Consider the following 18,906-nt stretch of genomic DNA (forward strand, 5'->3'; position numbering starts at 1 on the left):
GAAGCCCGATGGACCGTCGCTGGTTTCTGCCGGTGGCTGCTGATCTAATGGCGTGATCGGAAGGAGCCGAGGGTGCGGGAGACGATGGGGGACGGGCGGTCGCCGGAACCGTCGCGGGCAGTCAGCGGCTGGACCACCGGCCTGATGTGTGTGGCGATCGTGGCCGGCGGGGTGATCGCCGGAGGGTTGTTGCATGAACCCGAGCGGGAACTGACGACGGCGCCACCGACCACAACGAGCATGGCGCCGCAGCCGGCCGAGGAACACACGTATGTGACTCCTCCGGTGACGTACCCGACTCAGATCCCGGGCTGCCCGCAGGTCGAGCCACCTGGCGAGGACGGGCTCTTCGGCTGGGTCGCGACCGGCCGATCCAGTTACGACAACCCGGCGTACCCGTGGTTCTCCGGCCCCAAAGCGATGGCGATGTCGGCCGCCTTGCAGGAGGCGCTACCCGACGGGGTCGTCATCGACTTCGCGCCGGCCGATCAGGCGCTGGTCTTCCAACCCATCCTCGACCCGCCCGAGGAGAGCGAGTTCGGCGGGTACACCGACGCGATGGCCTCGGTGCGGCGCGGTGATCGAGCGGGGTGGTTGTCGGTGACGGTGCGGCAGTCGAGCGATCCGGCGCCGGCGTGCGTGGCCGGGGCGCTGGACGAGCGGCGTCATCTACCCGACGGGACGATCGTCGACACCCACGACACCTGGTCGGAGACCAATGGCGTGCGCACGTTGTCCCGCAGTGCCACCGCCTACCTGCAGGACGGCAGCGTGGTGGGCGCCTACGCCACGAATTCCCCGGCCGACGGCGCCCCGGCCGGGGAGGTGCCGATGTCGATCGATGAGCTCGTCGCCGTCGTCACCGCACCGGGTTTGCGCGTCACCGCTCCCGTCCCACCGGGCACCCCGGGCCCGCCCGAGGAATGCTTCACCCGCGCCGATGGGGCGCCTGTCATCGACGAACCCACCGCTCGTCGCCTGAACGCGGTGCTGGCCGGAATCCGCCTCGACGGTGTGACGCCGGATCGTCCGCTGGGCGCGCTGCGGCCGGACGGATGGGGCGACGGCGGGCTCTGCCAGACGGTCCCGGTCGACTCCAACGGGCAACGAACTCAGCTGAGCATCACGATCGTCGGTGGGCAAGCCCTGCCGACAGAGTCGTCCTCACTCGGCGAGCGCACGGCCACCAGGCGGCAGTTGTCCGACGGTTCGCTCGTGGACATCGAGGAATCCCAGGTCGGAGTCGCCTCCCAAACGGGGGTCTCGGGAACCGAATCGACGCGCAGCGTGACGGTTACGCGCCCGTCCGGCACCAGGGTCGAAGTATCCTCCCGCGCCCTGGAACCCGCGCAACCGCTCACCACGGCGCAGCTCGAGACCATCGCCCTGGCCCCCGGACTGGAGGTGTCGTGATGGCATGGGCCCCGGGTGTTCGCAATCTCGTGCTCGCCGCTGTCGCCGCGGTTCTCACCAGCGCCGGCGCGGTGGCGGTGCTGCTGCATCCGGCCGACGACACACGCAAGATCACCGGAACCAATGACGCGGCACCGGGCCTGGGCTGGTCGATCGACGCCGCCGCCGTCTACGGCGCACCCGGCGCGCAGTTTCGCGATCCGGTCGGTGGCACCGAATACGACTACAGCGGCGCGGGTTTCGTCGACGCCGGTGACACGCTGGTCTCGGTGATCAGCGTGACCGACGACGACGGCACGTCGGCGGGGGAGCCGGAACTCTATGGCTTCGATGCCGCGACCGGTGCGAAGAAATGGGAGGCGCCCGCCGGCGGTCTCGGCGGTTGTGCGGCCGAACCGGTCGACGGTGCGCTCGTCTGCTACACCGGCTTCTCGGTCGAGGATTCCGCGCTGATCGGATTCGATATCGACGACGGAACGGTCACCCGCACCCCGGTGGACTGGTTCATCTTCGCGCTCGCCGCCACCGATAACCGTCTCTATATCGCCGAGGGCGATGTCGAATCCGACGACGTCCGCGTGCAGTCGGGCACCCTCACCGATCCGGACGCCCACTGGACCCGCCCCTTCACCATGGGCACCCTGTGGGAAGACCTGCCCTGGGACGCGCTCGACGTCTCCCACGGCCAGGGCGTGTTCACCCTTGGCGTCGATGTTGCCGGGTTCGACCTGCGCAGCGGCGAAACCACCTGGACCGCCCAGCTCACCGGATGCTCCCGCACCACACCGGCGTTCGACGCGCTCGTCGTCCGGGTCAACAACGAATGCGACGCCGACCCGGCCGTCAGCACCGATCTGATCGACCGCACCGGCCGCACCCTCGCCACCACCGACCGACCGGGCGAGCACGACCTCAGCCTCGACCGCCCCGCCGACGACACGACGCCGATCCTGCTCGGCGACACCGCCTACGACCGCCGCGCCGGCACCGTCCGCTGGACCAGCCCCGACCTGCTCTACACCGCGTCCGACGGCACCACCGTCAACGGCAGCGCGATCGCCGTGCTCGGCGAGACCGCCCTCCTGCACGATCCCGTGGCCAAGACCGTCTCCGGACTGGACCTGCGCACCGGCCAACGCCTGTGGCGCACCCCGACCGAACGCCACGGCACCCTGCACGACTGGCGCGACGGCACAGCGGTGTTCACCGACCCTACGGGCATCTACGCCCTCGACCCGCGCACCGGCGAAACCCTCTGGGATGCGCCGTTCCGCGCTATCGAGGCCGACTCCGATGCCCTCCTCGACAGCGGCGAACTCACCGCCAAGGGCGCGGGCCGCTATGTCTTCGCCGCGCCACGCACCATGATCGGCCTACGCCCGCTCGACTAGCGATCAGCAGCCCACTGCATTGGGGTCTTCCACGAGCCGCCGATCACCCCCTAGCCTTCGTCGTGGTCGGGAACCCGGACAACCTGGAGGCATCTTGAAACGCACTTTCGCTGCGGTAGCCGTCGCTGCCGCACTCCTGCCCGCGGCACAGCTCGCCACCGCGACGACCGCTTCCGCGGCACCGCAGCAGGCCTTCGTCGACGGCCCCATGCTCGGTTCCGCCGATGTCGGCTGCGGTGCCCAAGGATGCACGAGCCCGCTGGTGAAGTTCCTGCTCATCGACCTGCCGCAGCTCCTCGGCTCCGGTTCGGCCGCCGCCTAGGACGCCGATGCCGGCCTCGGAGTGTTCTCCGAGAGCCGGCTATTCGGCCAAAGCCGCCCGGAACAACTCCCACGACCGGTGCAGGTCCTGCTCCCAGTACCCCCACGAATGGGTTCCGGTGTCACGGAAGTCGAAGGTGGCGGGGATGGAGAGTTCCTCGAATCGGTCACGCAGGCGATGCGTGCAGACGTTGGTGACCTGCTCGAGGGGCGCGCCGAAGACGAGTTGATAGGCGAGGGCGAGCGGGTCGCCGGCACTGGGCAGATTGTCCAGCGGGCCGGGCAGGCCGGTGCCGGTGGAGACGTAGATGGCGGTGTCGCGCAGTTCACCGGCGTGCAGGTACGGGTCCTTGGCGGCCCAGACCTCACGGCTCGCACCCCACATATTCGCCGGATTGCCGCCATTGCTTGCCACCACGGCCGTGATCAGTGCGCGCCCGCTCAGATCGCTGGTCTGCACGCATCCGCTGTAGGAACCGATGGCTTGGTACAGCTTGGGAGCGGCCAGCGCCAGCTGGAAGACCGCGGTGCCCGCCATGGAAATACCGGCGATGGCGTTCTTGCCGGTGCTGTCGAAGGCGCTGTCGATAATCGGTGGCAGTTCCTCGGTGAGGAAGGTGGTCCAGCGCTGTTTGCCCAGCACCGGGTCGTCGGCACGCCAGTCGGCGAAGTAGCTGCCGCGCCCGCCCATCGGGACCACGAGCGTGACCTGCTCGTCGGCGAAGAAATCGGCGATATCGGTGGCATTGGTCCAGTTCCGGTCGGCGCCACCGTCGGCGCCGTTGAGCAGATACAGCACCGGAGCCGGCTCCGAATCACTGGGCGCCGGGCGCACTTTCACGGTGATCTCGGTGTCCATCGCCGTCGAGTGCACGCGCATATCGAGGAATTCGTCGGCGCCCCGGTTGATGGCGACGATCCGGGAGCCATCGGGCGCGGACTGCGTCCCGGCGGGAATCGGCGCCTCGGGAGTGCCGGACGCGACCGCCGGTTCCGCCACCGTGCACAGGGCAGCGACGACCGTCAACGGCATCAGCACGCTCATGGCCCGCCACCGGATGCGGCTGGAACCGATGCTCACCGGACACCTCCGAATACCCGCCTGTAGCTGGCACCGACGGTAGGGGAGCGCGGGCGCTACGAATGCCGATCGCGAATTCGCTGGGAACCTCACCAGATCAGTGCGAACCGGCTGGGGCCGATCACAAAGGTCAGGAACGGCTCTGTGCGAGGACGTCGGCCAAGGCGCGCGTGCCCTTGGCGATCTCGGTGGCCAGGTCCAAGTCCAGGCGCACTTCCAGATCCGGTTGCTCGGCGGGGCCGTCGCGGTGGGTGAGGCCGGTCTCGTCGATGACGTAGTGGAACGTCGTCTCGCCGATGTGCACGGTGACCGTCCCGTTCGGCACCACCCCGGCCACGGCCCGCCCGAGCGGTAACGCGAACCAATGCGCGCGCACCGCATCGGTGCTGCGGCGTTCACCGAGCAGCGGCGTCCCCCATACCGACAGCGCCTCCAGCACCGGGCGCAGTGCCGCGCCCGAGTCGGTGAGTTCGTACAACGCCGTCGTCGCGCGGGGACCGACCCGGCGCCGGGTGAGAATGCCGTCGCGTTCGAGGTCCTTGAGCCGGGCGGCGAGCACATCGGTGCTGATGCCGGGCAGATCGGCGAAAAGATCGCTGTAGCGGCGCGGGCCCGCGGTGAGTTCGCGAACGACCAGCAGATTCCAGCGGTCCCCGACAACCTCGAGCGCGCGGCTAACAGCACAGTGATGGTCGTAGCTTCGGCGTGGCACCCGGCTACTCTAACCCAGTACTTGGAAAATCAAAGTGCATACTTGGGATTTCCAAGTACAGTAGCGGCAGCCGTATCGAGAAGAGGATGTCCATGCAGGTCAAGCAGTCGAGCAAGTTGTCGGGAGTGTCGTACGAGATTCGCGGCCCGGTGGCCGAGCATGCCGCGCGCCTGGAAGCCGAGGGGCATCACGTCGTCAAGCTCAATACCGGCAACCCGCTGCCGTTCGGGTTCGAGGCGCCCGAGGAGATCTTGCAGGACATCGTTCGGACCCTGCCGAATTCGAGCGGCTACTCGAGTTCCAAGGGGCTGCTGTCGGCCAGGCGCGCGGTGGTGCAGTACTACCAGACGCTCGGCTTGCCCGACGTCGGCGTGGAAGAGGTATTCCTGGGCAACGGCGTCTCCGAACTCATCATGATGGCCATGACGGCGCTGCTGGAAAACGGCGATGAAGTGCTGGTTCCCGCGCCGGATTTCCCGTTGTGGACCGCCTCCACCGCGCTCAACGGGGGCCGTCCGGTGCACTACATGTGCGATGAGGGCGCCAACTGGTTCCCCGATGTGGCCGATATCGAATCGAAGGTCACCGAACGCACCCGCGCGATTGTCATCATCAACCCGAACAACCCCACCGGCGCGGTGTATTCGCAGGACGTGCTGCGCGACATCCTGGAAGTGGCGCGGCGCCACAACCTCATCGTGTTCTCCGATGAGATCTACGACAAGATCTACTACGACGGCGGCACCCACACCGCGACCGCCGCCCTGGCTCCGGACCTGCTGTGCCTGACCTTCTCCGGCCTGTCGAAGGGCTACCGCTGCGCCGGTTTCCGGTCCGGCTGGATGGTTGTGTCCGGCCCGACCCAGCACGCCGCGAACTATCTCGAGGGCCTGACCATGCTCGCCGGTCTGCGCCTGTGCGCGAATGTGCCCGGCCAGCAGGTGATTCAGGCCGCGCTCGGCGGACATCAGAGCATCTACGATCTCACTCTGCCCGGCGGCCGGCTGCGCGAACAGCGTGACCGGGCCTGGGAGGCGCTCAATGCCATCCCCGGCATCTCGTGCGTGAAACCCAAGGGTGCGCTCTACGCCTTCCCCAAGATCGACCTGGACATGTATCCGATCGTCGACGACGAAAAGCTCGTCCTGGATCTGCTGCTGCAAGAGAAGCTGCACATCGTGCAGGGCACCGGCTTCAATTGGCCACGCCCCGACCACTTCCGCATTGTCACCCTGCCGCACGCCGACGACCTCGAGGCCATCATCGAACGGATCGGCCGGTTCCTGGCGACCTACCGCCAGTAGGACCCGGCCCGCACGGATTCGGCTCGTGACCGACTCGCCCGCCGCCGCGATGTTCGCGGCACCGCCGCCCGGCCCCCATACGATCGACGCATGAGTGAGCTGATCGCAGTCAGTGGGGCGACGGGGGCGATCGGGGGACGGGTGGCGCGCCGGTTGGCGGCCGAGGGCATCGAGCAACGGCTGCTCGGCCGCAATGCCGCGCGCGCCCCGCAGTTGCCGGGCGCGCACTTCATGGCGGCCGACTATGCCGATCCCGCGAGCGTGCGCGCGGCGCTCGACAGCGTCGACACCTTCCTGTTCGTTTCGGCGAGCGAAGCGCGCAACCGCGCCGATCAGCAGCGAGCCGTCGTCGGTGCGGCCGTCGACGCGGGGGTGCGGCGCATCGTCTACGTCTCCTTCGTCGGCGCGGCACCGGAGTGCACCTTCACCTTCGGGCGCGACCACTGGTGGACCGAGCAGGAAATCCGTTCCTGCGGGCTGGAATTCACCTTCCTGCGGGACAACTTCTATCAGGACATGCTGCCGTTGCTGGTCGGCGAGGACGGAGTCATCCGCGGCCCGGCCGGTACCGGCCGGATCGGCGCGGTCGCCCGTGACGATGTCGCCGATGTCGCGGCCGCGGTGCTCACCGGCACCGGCCACGACGGCCACACCTACGACGTCACCGGCCCCCGTGCCATCACGCTGACCGAGGCCGCCGCCATGATCAGCGAAGCGACCGGGCGCACCGTCACCTATCACGCCGAATCCCTCGACGAGGCGTATGAGAGCCGGGCGGGCTACGGCGCCGAGGACTGGGAGGTCGCCGGCTGGGTGAGCTCCTATCAGGCGATGGCCACCGGCGAACTGGACATCGTCACCGATACCGTGCCCCGGCTCACCGGCCACCCCGCCAAGGACTTCACCCAACTGCTGGCCGAATCCGCGCCACGCGAAGCCTGAGGACCCACGCCGCCGGTTGCTCTCGGATAGCTACGCGCGGAGGATGAACCGCGTAAGCTGACGCCCAGTTGCCGAAGCACTGGCATGGGTGGGTGAAGACCCCCGGAGGAAGCAGGCGCCGGCCACGGCCCGCCGGCGCCGATGACCGCAGCAGGTAACGCCGAGATGGGATACGACCATGACCGAGTCCTGGCCCAGTTCGATGAGCTCCTTCGACGACATCTTCCAGCGCTTCTTCGGACCCGGAATGTCGGCGCGGCCGCCGGTGCAGCGCACCGACCTGGGCCGGCTGCTCAGCGATAACGCCAAACAACTCGTCGCCACCGCACAAGCCGCGGCCAAGGACTGGCGCAGCCCCGAACTCACCACCGAACACCTGCTCTACGCCGCCACCCTGGTCGAACCCACGCGCGGCATCCTCACCGAAATCGGCCACGACCCCGACGAGCTGAGCATGAAGATGCGCGACGCGGTCTCCGGGCTCAGCGGCAATGGCAACGGCAACGGCGGCGCCATCGCCCTCAGCCCCGCGGCCAAACGCGCCATGCGCAACGCCCAGCGCAGCGCCGCCGAAGCCGGCAGCAGCTACATCGGCCCCGAACACATCCTGCTCGGCATCGCCGAAACCGAGACACCCGCTGCGCAGGCCATGGCGGGCGCGCAACTGCCGGGCACCGACGGCCAGCGCAAGACCAGCGACACTCCCACCCTCGACGAATACGGCCGCGACCTGACCGCCGAGGCCCGCGCGGGCAAGGTGGACCCGGTGGTCGGGCGCGCCGAGGAGATCGAGCAGACCGTCGAGATCCTGTCGCGGCGGCGCAAGAACAACCCGGTGCTCATCGGCGATCCCGGCGTCGGTAAGACCGCCATCGTGGAGGGGCTGGCCCAGCGCATCGTCAACGGGGATGTGCCGAGCACGCTCGCCGACCGTCGTGTGGTAGCCCTCGATGTCGGTTCCCTGGTCGCGGGCAGCAAGTACCGGGGCGAATTCGAGGAACGGCTGACCAAGATCCTCGACGAGGTGCGCGCCCACTCCGACGAACTGGTGGTCTTCATCGACGAACTACACACCATCGTCGGCGCGGGCAGTGGCTCGGAGGGTTCGATGGACGCGGGCAATCTGCTCAAACCGGCGCTCGCGCGCGGTGAACTGCACGCCATCGGCGCCACCACCATCGACGAATACCGGCGTCACATCGAAAAGGACGCCGCCCTGGAACGCCGCTTCCAGCCGGTGATGGTGTCCGAACCGTCGGTCGCCGACACCATCGAGATCCTGCGCGGACTCGCCGACGTCTACGAAGAACACCACCAGGTGCACTACACCGACGAGTCGCTGATCGCCGCCGCGGAACTGTCCGACCGCTACCTCACCGACCGATTCATGCCCGACAAGGCCATCGACATGATCGATCAGGCAGGCGCGCGGGTGCGCCTGCGGACCCGCACTCCGGACCCCGACATGCGCGAACGCGAGGAAGAGGTGGCCCGGCTGCGCCGGGAGAAGGACGCCGCCGTCGCCGCCGAAGACTACGAGAAGGCCAAGGAACTCAAATCCGAGATCGCCGTCGCCGAAGAGCAGCTCGCCGGCGCCGGGCAGACCGAGGCGCCGCAGGTCACCGTCACCGATATCGCGGAGGTCATCTCCCGCCAGACAGGTATCCCGGTATCGGAGTTGACCACCGAAGAACGCCAGCGGCTGCTCGGGCTCGAGGATGTGCTGCACAAGCGGGTGATCGGCCAGGACGAGGCGATCGTCGCGGTGGCCGAAGCGGTGCGGCGGGCGCGGGCCGGACTCAAGGATCCGAATCGGCCCATCGGCTCGTTCCTGTTCCTCGGACCCACCGGCGTCGGCAAGACCGAGCTGGCCAAAGCGCTGGCCGAGGCCGTCTTCGGTGACGAGGACCGGCTCATCCGCTTCGATATGAGCGAATTCCAGGAAAAGCACACCGTCTCCCGGCTGGTCGGCGCCCCGCCCGGATATGTCGGCTACGACGACGCCGCTCAGCTCACCGACAAGGTTCGCCGCCAGCCCTATTCGGTGATCCTGTTCGACGAGATCGAGAAGGCGCATCCGGATGTGTTCAATGTGCTGCTGCAATTGCTCGACGACGGCCGGGTCACCGATTCCAAGGGCCGCACGGTGGACTTCAAGAACACCATCGTCATCATGACCAGCAATATCGGCTCCGATCTGATCCTGTCCGCGCCCGACGGCGATCTGGATTCCATCACACCGACGCTGAACGAGCGCCTGCGCTCGCATTTCCGCCCCGAATTCCTCAACCGCATCGACGACACCATCGTCTTCCACCGGCTCGACCAGGCGCAGATCCACCGCATCGTCGACCTGGTGCTCGACGGCACCCGCAGGCTGCTGCACGCCCAGGACATCGACCTCGACGTCACCGATCCGGCGGTGGACTGGCTCGCCGAACACGGCTACCAACCCGAATTCGGCGCCCGCCCGCTGCGGCGCACGGTGCAGAAAGAGGTGGACAACAAGCTGTCGCGGCTGCTGCTCGACGGTGATCTGAAATCCGGCGATACCGTGCGGCTGGACGCCGACGGTGGTGGGTTGCAGTTGGCGGCCGTGGAGCGTCGTGGGGCGAAAACGGTAGAAGCGGCACCGTAATTCCGCCGGTGCTCCGGCACTGGTGAGGGGCTTGTTGTTCGCTCGCGGCGCTCGCGTGCGCTGGCGGCGGCGCGCGTCATCGGTAGCCTGTGCGTTGGACGTTTTGACGACCAACGACAAGGAGCTTTCGCCTTGGAGGATGTACTACGGCCGCTCATCGTCTTCTGCGGGACCATCGCGCTCACCGTGGTTGCCGGTCTGCTCTTCGATCGGCTGATGCGCTTTTCGGCACGGAAACGCCCCGATACCCGGCTACCGCTGCTGTTGCGGCGGGTGCGGATGCCGTTGCAGGTCTTCCTCGGTGCGGTGGCATTGCACGCGACCTATCCGTTGGCGGAGCTGGAGTTACGCCAGGACGCGGTGATCCGCAATGTGCTGGCCACGATGGCGATCATGGCCGCGGTGTGGCTGGTGATCCGTGCCGCCGACGCGGTGGCCGACAATACGCTCAGCCGCTACGCCCAGCGCACCCGTGATGTCGCGCGGGTGCGTCAGCTGCGCACCCAGCTCGGGCTGGTGCGCCGCATCGTCACCTCGGTGCTGGTGGTGACCACGGCCGCGGTGGCGATCCTGCTGCTGTTCCCTGGCCTGCGCACCCTCGGCACGTCGCTGCTGGCCTCGGCCGGTGTGATCGGCATCATCGCCGGTGTGGCGGCGCAGTCGACATTGAGCAACCTGATGGCCGGATTGCAGATCGCGTTCGGTGATTCGGTGAAGATCGGCGACACCGTGGTGGTGGAAGGGGAGATGGGCACCGTCGAGGAGATCACCCTCGCGTTCCTGACGGTGCGGATCTGGGACGACCGCAGGCTGACGATGCCGGTGTCCTACTTCAACAGCAAGCCGTACGAGAACTGGTCGCGCGGCGGGTCCGAACTGACCGGCACAGTGTATCTGCACCTCGATCACAGCACGCCGGTGCCGCTGTTGCGTGAACACCTGCACGAATACCTGAAGCAGCGTCCCGATTGGGACGGACGTTCGTGGAATCTGCTGGTCACCGACTCCACGCCGACCAATATCGTGGTGCGCGCGGCCATGTCGGCCGCCGACTCCGACGACGTGTGGACGCTGCGGTGCGCGGTCCGCGAGGAACTGCTGCACTGGCTCGGCCGCAATCACCCCTACGCGCTACCGAAGATCTCCACGACCTTCGCCGGCCCGGACGAGGACCGCGCGCTGGCGTTGGCGGGTGCCGGGATGCTGGCCGAGTCCGGAGCCAAGGGCGGCTACCAGGCCTGATACCCGACAGCGTGGTCCCGGCGTCTCAGTTCCCACCGGCTCGGGTCTGCTCGGTTCGCGTGAGGTCCTGACCGGCCGCGCCCTGATCCGGCCGCCAGGCTTCCACGACCCCAGGGCGCCCGTCTTCCAGCACGAACGCCGCGCGCGTCTCGATCGGCGCGCCGGGCCGTCGGACGTAGGGCATGACGCGGAAATCGCTGCGCCACAGCCGGTGATCGAGCTCGACGCGGACATATCCGCGCTGCCCGTTGTAGAACTTCATGTCCGGATTGGCTTCCAGCAGTACGCGGCCGCGATGCGGGAGATCGGCCCCGTCACCGCCGGTGGTGATGGAGGTTCCGGTGAATTCGGCGGCCACCACCGGCGTCTCGGGTTCGGTGGGGTCGCGGCGCAGGTCGGCGGCGTAGTTCTCGTGCCGGTCGCCGGTGATGACCACGAGGTTGCGCACGCCGTGGTCCACGGCTGCCCCGAGGACCGCCGAGCGCTCGGCGACGTAGCCGTCCCAGGCATCGGTGCCGACATCCAATTCCGGGCCGGGGTCGTAATCGCTCTGGCTCATGGCGACCTGATTGCCGAGGATCTGCCATCGCGCCGGTGAATCGGCGAATCCCTGGATCAGCCAATCCCGTTGCGGGCGCCCGAGAATGGTGCGGTCGGCGTCGAATCGGCCGGAGCAATCGGTGGTGAGGCCGCCGTCCCCGCAGACTTGCCGGTCCCGGTATTGCCGGGTGTCGAGCATGGTGAAATCGGCGAGATCGCCGAAACCGTAGCGGCGGTGCAGGCGCATATCCGGTCCGGACGGCAGCTGCGCCAACCGCAGCGGAAGGTGTTCGTACAGCGCCTGGAAGGCGGCCGCCCGGCGACCGCGGAACAAGGCCGGAATGCGGTAGATATCGATGCCGAGGCCGGGGGCGTCGGCGGCCCAATTGTTGTCGACCTCATGGTCGTCCATGGTGACCAGCCACGGGAACGCCGCATGCGCGGCCTGCAACGGCTGTTCGGCTTTGGCCTGGGCGTACAGCAGCCGATAGCCGGCCAGATCGAAAGCCTCGTCCCGCAAGTGGACCGGGATCGTCGCACCTTCGCGGCCCAGCCGCCAGGATCGTTCGTAGATGTAGTCGCCCAGATGCACCACCAGATCCAGATCTTCGGCGCTCATATGGTCATAGGCGGTGTAGTAGCCCGAGCTCCACGATTGGCAGGACGCGAACGCGAACCGCATCCGGTTCACCGGCTGCCCGAGGGCGGGCGCGGTGCGGGTGCGGCCGACCGGCGAGAGGGCCGAGCCGGCGCGGAATCGGTAGAAGTACCAGCGGTCCGGAGCCAGCCCGCGCACCTCCGGATGCACGCTGTGACCGAGTTCGCGCGCGGCCACCGCCGTGCCGCGGGCGACCACCCGCCGGAACTGTTCGTCCTCGGCGACCTCGTAGTCCACACTCACCGGCGCCAGCGGCGTCCCGCCCAGCCCGTCCGGAGCCAGCGGGTCCGGGGCCAGCCGGGTCCACAGCACCACGCCGTCGGGTGTGGGATCGCCCGACGCGACACCGAGGGAGAACGGATCGCCCAGCCATCGCGGCGCCCGGAACCGGGCACTGCTCGCGACGCCGGCGCCCACCAGCACCGTCGCCGTCCCCGCGGCCCCGATCCGCAACAGCTGCCGACGAGACAGATCCATGCCGTCCAGCATGCCCTGATCCGGCGGTCGCGGGAACACGGCGGGCCGTGCCGCCGGACGTCCGGTCCGCTGTCCGGGACATCGAATGCGTCGCGACCGCGGGCCCGGCTAAGTTCACCCCACGTGGGTAGTGCGTCTCGGTCGTGACCGAGCAGCCGACAAGGAGGACACCGATGTCCGTTTCACCGTCGCCGGAAACAGTGGACGCCGATCTGGCGCGCCGACTGGCCCGGATCGAGGCCGTCGAGTCGATCAAGGCGCTCAAACACCGGTACTTCCGGGCTTGTGATGCCAAGGACCCGAAGGGTTTCCGCGACTGCTTCATCGCCGCCGGCTCGGCCCTCGATTATGGCGAACTCGGCGCCTTCGATGCCGACGGGATGGCCGCGGTCTTCGAATCCATCGCGCTGAAGCAGGTCGACGGCAAGCACGTCATCCTCGATATGCACCACGGCCTGCACCCCGACATCACGATCATCGACACCGGCACCGCCTCGGGACGCTGGACGCTGCAATTCCGGCAGGTGAACCTGGTCGAGAGGACCGAAACGGTCTCCACCGGCGAATACACCGACGAATACGTCATCGAGGACGGGGCCTGGAAGATCGCGACCTGCCGGTTCGAGCGGCTCTGGTCGATCACCAGGCCGATCGACGACTCCTGCCGCATCACGCAGTAGACGAGCCGCTATCCGAGCGCGTCGACCACCACGCGGGTGGCCTCGGCGAGCAGGGCGTTGTCGGGTTCGGCGTCCTGCTCGGACTTAGTCGACAGCACCGCGATGACGATCGGCGCGCGACCGGGCGGCCAGGCCACCGCGACATCGAGGGCCGAACCGTAGGCCGGGCTGCCGGTCTTGTCGCCGACGGTCCAGTCCGCGGGCAGACCCGCGCGAATCCGGGTGGCACCGGTGGTGTTGGCGACGAGCCATGCCTTCAGCTGGTCGCGTTCGGGTGCGCCGAGGACATCGCCGACGACGAGCGCGCGGTAGTCGGCGGCGAGCGCGGCCGGGGTGGTGGTATCGCGCTCATCGCCGGGAATCGCGGTGTTCAGGTCGGTCTCCCAGCGGTCCAGCCGCGAGGTGGCGTCGCCGAGGGAACGCAGAGACGCGGTGAATCCCTCCGGTCCACCGAGCAGTTTCAGCAACTGATTGCCCGCCGTGTTGTCGGAGACGGTGATCGCGGCGTCGCACAGTTCCCGGACCGTCATGCCGGTCTCGACCCGGGTCTCGGTCACCGGCGAATACTCGACCAGCTCGGCGGCGGAGTAGTGGATCACCTGATCGAAGTAGCCCGTCGACAGGGGATGCTCGCGCAGCAGCGCCCCGCACGCCAGGCCCTTGAACGTGGACGCCATCGGGAACCGTTCGTCGGCGCGGTGGGCGACGGTGCGCCCGGAGCCGGTGTCGACGGCGAACACGCCCAGCCGGGCGCCGGACGTGGTTTCCAGTTCGGCGAAGCGGGGATCGGCCACCGCCGAGGTGGTTACCGAGCCCGTCGCCGGAACCGTGACGGTGCCGGAATCACAGGCCGCGGTCAGGGTCAGTGCGCAGGCCGCGAGCGCGGCGGCGAGCAGGCGCCGGCGGTCGGCCCGGCGGAAGGGGAGAGCGGAGAAAGTCACCGCTGCAGGACACCACCGTGGTGACCGTCGCGGCCAATAGCGGGCACGGGCCGCGGCGAGTCGACCTCGATATCGCCGCAGGTCACAGTGCCTGTCCGGGCACAGATGCCGAGCGCCCGCGCGTGATGGACCGGCGACGAGGCGACCGGCTGGTTCAATGACCGCCATGGACCTGATCCGCCACCTCCGCTTCTTCGTCGCCGTCGCCGACGAGGGGCATTTCGGGCGGGCGGCGGCCGCACTCGACATGACCCAGCCGCCGGTCTCACAGGGACTGCGGCGGCTCGAACAGTTCCTCGGCGTCGAACTGGTGCATCGCACACCGCAGGGCGCGCTGCTCACCTCCGCCGGACGGCACCTGCTGCCGCGCTCGCGGCTGCTGGTCGACGACGCCGAGCGCCTGCTCGCCGAGGCCCAACGGATCGCTCACGCCCGCGGTGATGTGCACTGGGGTGTGGCCGCGGCCCTGCCGGATCCGCTGGTCACCGCCTGTGTGACCGCGCTGCGCGGCTCCGCCGGTGCCGGCGCGAGCGTCACCACCACGGTCGGTTCCACCACCGATCTGCTCGCGGATCTGCGGGCCGGACACTCCGATGTGGCGGTGATCGAGCATCCCGCCCTGGTCGACGGCGTCGAGGCCGGTCCAGTGGTCAAGATCGCGCGCTGGCTGGTGGTGCCGTCGGATCATCGCAGCGCCACCGCCGAACGCCCGACCTTCCGCATGCTCGCGGATCTGACCTTCGCGCACCCGCCCCGCGCGGGCAATCCGCCCGCCTTCGACACCGTGATCGACCTGCTGCGCGAACGCGGTCTCGACGCGCGGATCGACACTGCTCGCGACGACCGTGCGGTGCTGGCCGCCGTCGCCGCGGGCACTAGTTTCGGGCTGACCGCGATGGCCCCGACCCCCACACCGGGCGTGCGCTGGCTGACGATGGCCCCGCAGGCGCTGGCGCTGCGCCTGCGCGTGGTCCGTCGCCCGAACGCCGCGGAACACGCCGCCGCCCTGGATCGGGTGCTGTATCGGGAGCGGTTGCGATGAGCCACGCCCGGTACCCCGCGCTCCCACTCGGCACCGACACCGGAGAGGTCACCGACCGGATCCGGGCCGTCTTCGCCGACGCGGGCTGCACCGGCTGGCTGCACGCCCGCCGATGCGGTTCGCCGGCCGAAATCTCCGTTGACGCCCACGACCGCGTCGTCATCGCCTCGGTGTACAAACTGGTGCTGCTCGTGGCGTTCTGCCGGCGCGTCGATGCCGGGCTGATCGATCCTCGCGCACCGCTGACCGTGCACCCGGCCGACTGCACGCCCGGCCCCACCGGCATTGCCGCCCTGCACGATCCGGTGACCATGAGCAGGCGCGATCTGGCCACCTCGATGATGACGGTCTCCGACAACGCCGCCGCCGACGTCCTGCTCGGCGAGATCGGCCTCGGCGCCGTCGAGGAACTGCTGACGGAACTGGGCCTGACCGAGACCCGCATCGTCGGCGGCACCGCCGACGTGCACCGCAGCCTGGTCCGCGACACCGATACCCACAGCACCGCCGAGGCCTTCGCCGCGCTCGCCGACAACGACGAGGCCTGGTCGGTCTCGGCGTACGACCCCTCGTACGCCAGCGCCACTACGCCCGAGGAGATGACTCGTTTCCTGGATCTGATCTGGGCCGGCGGCGTACTGTCGCCCGAGCAGACCGGCTTCGTGCGCGCGGTGATGGGCAAGCAGGTGTGGCCGCATCGCATCGCCTCGGCGTTCCCGCACCGCGGGGTCGGTGTGGCGGGCAAGACCGGCACCATCGGCGTCATCCGCAACGAGGTCGCCGTGGTCGAGTTCCCGGACGAGTATCCGGTGGCGGTCGCGGTGTTCACCCGGGCGGCCAGGGCCGACCCGCAGCTGGCCGTGGTCGATGCCGCCATCGCCGAGGCCGCGCGGATCGCCGTCACCGCGCTGCGGCACCCGCTCACCCAGGACTGACGCGCTCGGCCGGGGCCGGCCGGAACTCTGATAAACAGGTATTACTAAATCCTGTTCACCGACTCCGTTCTTATGGTCTAATCGGAGTGGAACGTGTTCTACACAACGCTGTGAGGTCTGCGTCGGAGCAGGCCGCAAGGAGGTACTCGTGGCCGCACCGTCCATCCCCGCCGGGTTCGACTTCACCGACCCCGACCTGTACGCCGAGCGCTTGCCGATCGAGGAATTCGCCGAGCTGCGCCGGGTCGCGCCGGTGTGGTGGTGCCCGCAGGAGAAGGGCCGCAGCGGCTTCGACGACGGCGGTTACTGGGTGGTCACCAAGCTCGACGACATCAAGGAGATCTCCAAGAGCCCCGACCTGTTCTCCTCGGAGGAGAACACCGCGATCATCCGCTTCAACGGCGATATCGCCCGCAACGAGATCGAAATGCTGCGCATGCTCATGCTCAACATGGATCCGCCGAACCACACCAAGATGCGCCGCATCGTGTCCAAGGGCTTCACCCCGCGCGCGGTCAACAGCCTGCGCGAGGCCCTCACCGAGCGCGCCGAACGCATCGTGCACGAGGCCAAGAAGGAAGGCCGCGGCGATTTCGTCCAGCAGGTCGCCTGTGAGCTGCCGTTGCAGGCCATCGCCGAGCTGATCGGCGTCCCGCAGGAAGATCGCGGCAAGATCTTCGACTGGACCAACCAGATGATCTCCTACGACGACCCGGACTTCGAGGGCGACCACAAGATGGCCACCGCGGAGGTCATGGGCTACGCGTGGAACCTGGCCGAGGAAAAGCGCAAGTGCCCGATGGACGACATCGTGACCACGCTGCTCGACGCCGACCTCGACGGTGAGGCGCTGGGCTCCGACGAATTCGCCTGGTTCGTGATCCTGCTCGCCGTCGCGGGCAACGAGACCACCCGCAACGCCATCACCCACGGCATGAAGGCCTTCGTGGACAACCCCGAGCAGTGGGAGCTGTACAAGGAGCAGCGTCCGCGCACCGCGCCCGATGAGATCGTCCGCTGGGCCACCCCGGTCACCGCCTTCCAGCGCACCGCGACGGCCGACACCGAACTCGGTGGTCAGCTGATCAAGAAGGGCCAGCGCGTCGGCATGTTCTACAGCGCGGCCAACTTCGATCCGGAGTCGTTCGAGGATCCGTTCTCGTTCAACGTCCTGCGCAACCCCAACCCGCACGTCGGCTTCGGCGGCACCGGCACCCACTTCTGCGTGGGCGCCAACCTGGCCCGCCTCGAGATCGACCTGATGTTCAACGCCATCGCCGATGCGATGCCGAACCTGCGTCAGCTCTCGGAGCCGGTGCGGCTGCGGTCGGGCTGGCTCAACGGCATCAAGCGCTGGGAAGTCGCCTACGAGTGAGTTCTGCGCTCGCGCGCACCGGGCGCGAGTGATTACTACGCGGCACCGTCCGATGGGGCGGTGCCGCGTTCGTGCGTGACCGGGAACCGTGTGCGGGCGCAATCCGAACCGGCCTCGATGTGATGGGAACCGGCTCCGGTGTGCGGGCTAGGGTCACCAGGAGCCCGGTTCGCCCGCGGCCCGGACCGTGACAGTGGAGGAGGAACCCCGGATGTTGTCGACAGCGTGGTCACGCGAGATGGGCCTGCGGGTCCCGATCGTGAACGCCCCCATGGGCGGCGTGGCCGGCGGCAGGCTGGCCGCCGCTGTCACCGCCGCCGGTGGACTCGGCATGATCGGGATGGGCAGCGCGGGCTCGGCGGCGCGTCTGACGGCCGAGTTAAAACAGCTCGGCCCGGACCCGGGGCCGTTCGGCATCGGGATGATCGACTGGGTCCGCACTCGTGAACCGGAACTGTTCGACACCGCGCTCGCCGCGCGGCCCACCCTCATCTCGATCAGCTTCACCACCGACCTGTCCTGGGTCGAGCGCGTGCACGCGGCCGGAATCCTGGCCGCCACCCAGGTCTACGACCGTGAGCAGGCGCTGCGGGCCGAAGCCGCGGGCATCGACGTCATCGTGGCCAGGGGAGCCGAGGGCGGCGGGCACGGCGAACCTACGCTGGCCACGCTGCCGTTGCTGGAGATCGTCTGCGAGGCCGTCGAGGTACCGGTGCTGGCGGCCGGTGGGATCGCCACCGGGCACGCGCTGGCCGCGGTGCTCGGTGCGGGCGCGTCCGGTGCCTGGCTCGGCACCCGCCTGGCCGTGTGCCCGGAAGCGCTCACCACCGACCGGGCCCGCGCGGCACTGCTGCGCGCCGACGCGACCGACACCATCACCACCCGCGTCTTCGATATCGGCCAGGGCCTGCCCTGGCCGTCGCGCTATCCGGCGCGGGTGCTGCGCAATGACTTCACCGATCGCTGGGACGGCGCGGAAGACGCGTTGGCCACCGACCCACGCGCCCGCGCCGAACTGGCCGCCGCCGTCGACGCCGACGATCCGCGACTCGAGCCGATCGACGCCGGTCAGGGCATCGGCCTGGTGACCAGCAGCCAGCCGGTCGCCGAGGTGTTCGACGACATCTGCACCGCCGCCGCCCGGTATCTCACCGCCCGTTCCACCATCGTCGAGCCCGACGCCGCCACGTGATCCGCGGCCCGCGCGCACATCT

Annotated in this window: 16 protein-coding genes; 12 read left to right on the forward strand and 4 right to left on the reverse strand. The window is 68.8% G+C overall.

The features are described 5' to 3' along the window. The first annotated feature begins 72 nt into the window (after positions 1–72). The 3 genes from NOCYR_RS11200 (at position 73) to NOCYR_RS11210 (ending at position 3,126) form a co-directional block, all read left to right on the forward strand. A complete protein-coding gene (locus NOCYR_RS11200) occupies positions 73–1,413 on the forward strand; it encodes a hypothetical protein (RefSeq protein ID WP_014350478.1) in 1,341 nt (446 codons plus the stop codon). After that, the gene (locus NOCYR_RS11205) at positions 1,413–2,804 is read left to right on the forward strand and encodes a PQQ-binding-like beta-propeller repeat protein (protein WP_014350479.1); all 1,392 of its coding nucleotides are present in this window, start codon (positions 1,413–1,415) and stop codon (positions 2,802–2,804) included. The genes NOCYR_RS11200 and NOCYR_RS11205 overlap by 1 nt, the downstream gene beginning before the upstream one ends. 94 nt (positions 2,805–2,898) lie before the next feature. Continuing rightward, positions 2,899–3,126: a hypothetical protein gene (locus NOCYR_RS11210; RefSeq protein WP_014350480.1), complete on the forward strand. Its 228-nt coding sequence runs from the start codon at positions 2,899–2,901 to the stop codon at positions 3,124–3,126. Positions 3,127–3,165: 39 nt separating this feature from the next. Here the strand turns inward: NOCYR_RS11210 and NOCYR_RS11215 are convergent, their stop codons facing one another. Together NOCYR_RS11215 and NOCYR_RS11220 are read right to left on the reverse strand one after the other, a co-directional pair. Then, positions 3,166–4,206 (reverse strand): alpha/beta hydrolase, encoded by a 1,041-nt coding sequence (locus NOCYR_RS11215; RefSeq protein ID WP_014350481.1) that lies wholly within the window; start codon positions 4,204–4,206, stop codon positions 3,166–3,168. A gap of 130 nt (positions 4,207–4,336) precedes the next feature. Next, positions 4,337–4,918 carry a winged helix-turn-helix transcriptional regulator gene (locus NOCYR_RS11220; protein WP_014350482.1) on the reverse strand — a complete coding sequence of 194 codons (582 nt, stop codon included), beginning with the start codon at positions 4,916–4,918 and terminating at the stop codon, positions 4,337–4,339. Positions 4,919–5,010: 92 nt separating this feature from the next. Between NOCYR_RS11220 and NOCYR_RS11225 the strand changes: the two genes are divergently transcribed. The 4 genes from NOCYR_RS11225 (at position 5,011) to NOCYR_RS11240 (ending at position 11,044) form a co-directional block, all read left to right on the forward strand. Then, positions 5,011–6,222: a pyridoxal phosphate-dependent aminotransferase gene (locus NOCYR_RS11225; protein ID WP_014350483.1), complete on the forward strand. Its 1,212-nt coding sequence runs from the start codon at positions 5,011–5,013 to the stop codon at positions 6,220–6,222. A 90-nt stretch (positions 6,223–6,312) separates the two neighbouring features. Further along, on the forward strand, positions 6,313–7,164 hold the full coding sequence (locus NOCYR_RS11230) for an SDR family oxidoreductase (protein ID WP_014350484.1): 852 nt from the start codon (positions 6,313–6,315) through the stop codon (positions 7,162–7,164). A gap of 178 nt (positions 7,165–7,342) precedes the next feature. Then, entirely contained in the window at positions 7,343–9,802 is a 2,460-nt protein-coding gene (locus tag NOCYR_RS11235; protein WP_014350485.1) for an ATP-dependent Clp protease ATP-binding subunit, read from the forward strand. A 132-nt stretch (positions 9,803–9,934) separates the two neighbouring features. Next, positions 9,935–11,044, forward strand: coding sequence for a mechanosensitive ion channel family protein (locus NOCYR_RS11240; protein WP_014350486.1), 1,110 nt, complete (start codon positions 9,935–9,937; stop codon positions 11,042–11,044). Between the two features lie 25 nt (positions 11,045–11,069). On the opposite strand, the gene NOCYR_RS11245 is transcribed toward NOCYR_RS11240, so the two are convergent. Beyond that, positions 11,070–12,719 (reverse strand): alkaline phosphatase D family protein, encoded by a 1,650-nt coding sequence (locus tag NOCYR_RS11245; RefSeq protein WP_193364738.1) that lies wholly within the window; start codon positions 12,717–12,719, stop codon positions 11,070–11,072. A gap of 173 nt (positions 12,720–12,892) precedes the next feature. Here NOCYR_RS11245 and NOCYR_RS11250 point away from each other — a divergent pair, with 173 nt between their 5' ends. Beyond that, positions 12,893–13,399, forward strand: coding sequence for a nuclear transport factor 2 family protein (locus tag NOCYR_RS11250; protein WP_014350488.1), 507 nt, complete (start codon positions 12,893–12,895; stop codon positions 13,397–13,399). An 8-nt stretch (positions 13,400–13,407) separates the two neighbouring features. On the opposite strand, the gene bla is transcribed toward NOCYR_RS11250, so the two are convergent. Beyond that, positions 13,408–14,265 carry a class A beta-lactamase gene (gene bla, locus NOCYR_RS11255; protein WP_370012231.1) on the reverse strand — a complete coding sequence of 286 codons (858 nt, stop codon included), beginning with the start codon at positions 14,263–14,265 and terminating at the stop codon, positions 13,408–13,410. A 232-nt stretch (positions 14,266–14,497) separates the two neighbouring features. Between bla and NOCYR_RS11260 the strand changes: the two genes are divergently transcribed. From NOCYR_RS11260 to NOCYR_RS11275, 4 genes are all read left to right on the forward strand, one after another. Further along, positions 14,498–15,382: a LysR family transcriptional regulator gene (locus tag NOCYR_RS11260; RefSeq protein WP_014350490.1), complete on the forward strand. Its 885-nt coding sequence runs from the start codon at positions 14,498–14,500 to the stop codon at positions 15,380–15,382. Then, entirely contained in the window at positions 15,379–16,317 is a 939-nt protein-coding gene (locus NOCYR_RS11265; RefSeq protein WP_014350491.1) for a serine hydrolase, read from the forward strand. Before NOCYR_RS11260 ends, NOCYR_RS11265 begins: the two co-directional genes overlap by 4 nt. Positions 16,318–16,465: 148 nt before the next feature. Continuing rightward, positions 16,466–17,692 carry a cytochrome P450 gene (locus NOCYR_RS11270; protein ID WP_014350492.1) on the forward strand — a complete coding sequence of 409 codons (1,227 nt, stop codon included), beginning with the start codon at positions 16,466–16,468 and terminating at the stop codon, positions 17,690–17,692. Positions 17,693–17,885: 193 nt separating this feature from the next. Beyond that, positions 17,886–18,884: an NAD(P)H-dependent flavin oxidoreductase gene (locus NOCYR_RS11275; protein WP_269147618.1), complete on the forward strand. Its 999-nt coding sequence runs from the start codon at positions 17,886–17,888 to the stop codon at positions 18,882–18,884. Positions 18,885–18,906 lie beyond the last annotated feature (22 nt).

Source organism: Nocardia cyriacigeorgica GUH-2 (assembly GCF_000284035.1).
GTDB classification, from domain to species: Bacteria; Actinomycetota; Actinomycetes; order Mycobacteriales; family Mycobacteriaceae; genus Nocardia; species Nocardia cyriacigeorgica_B.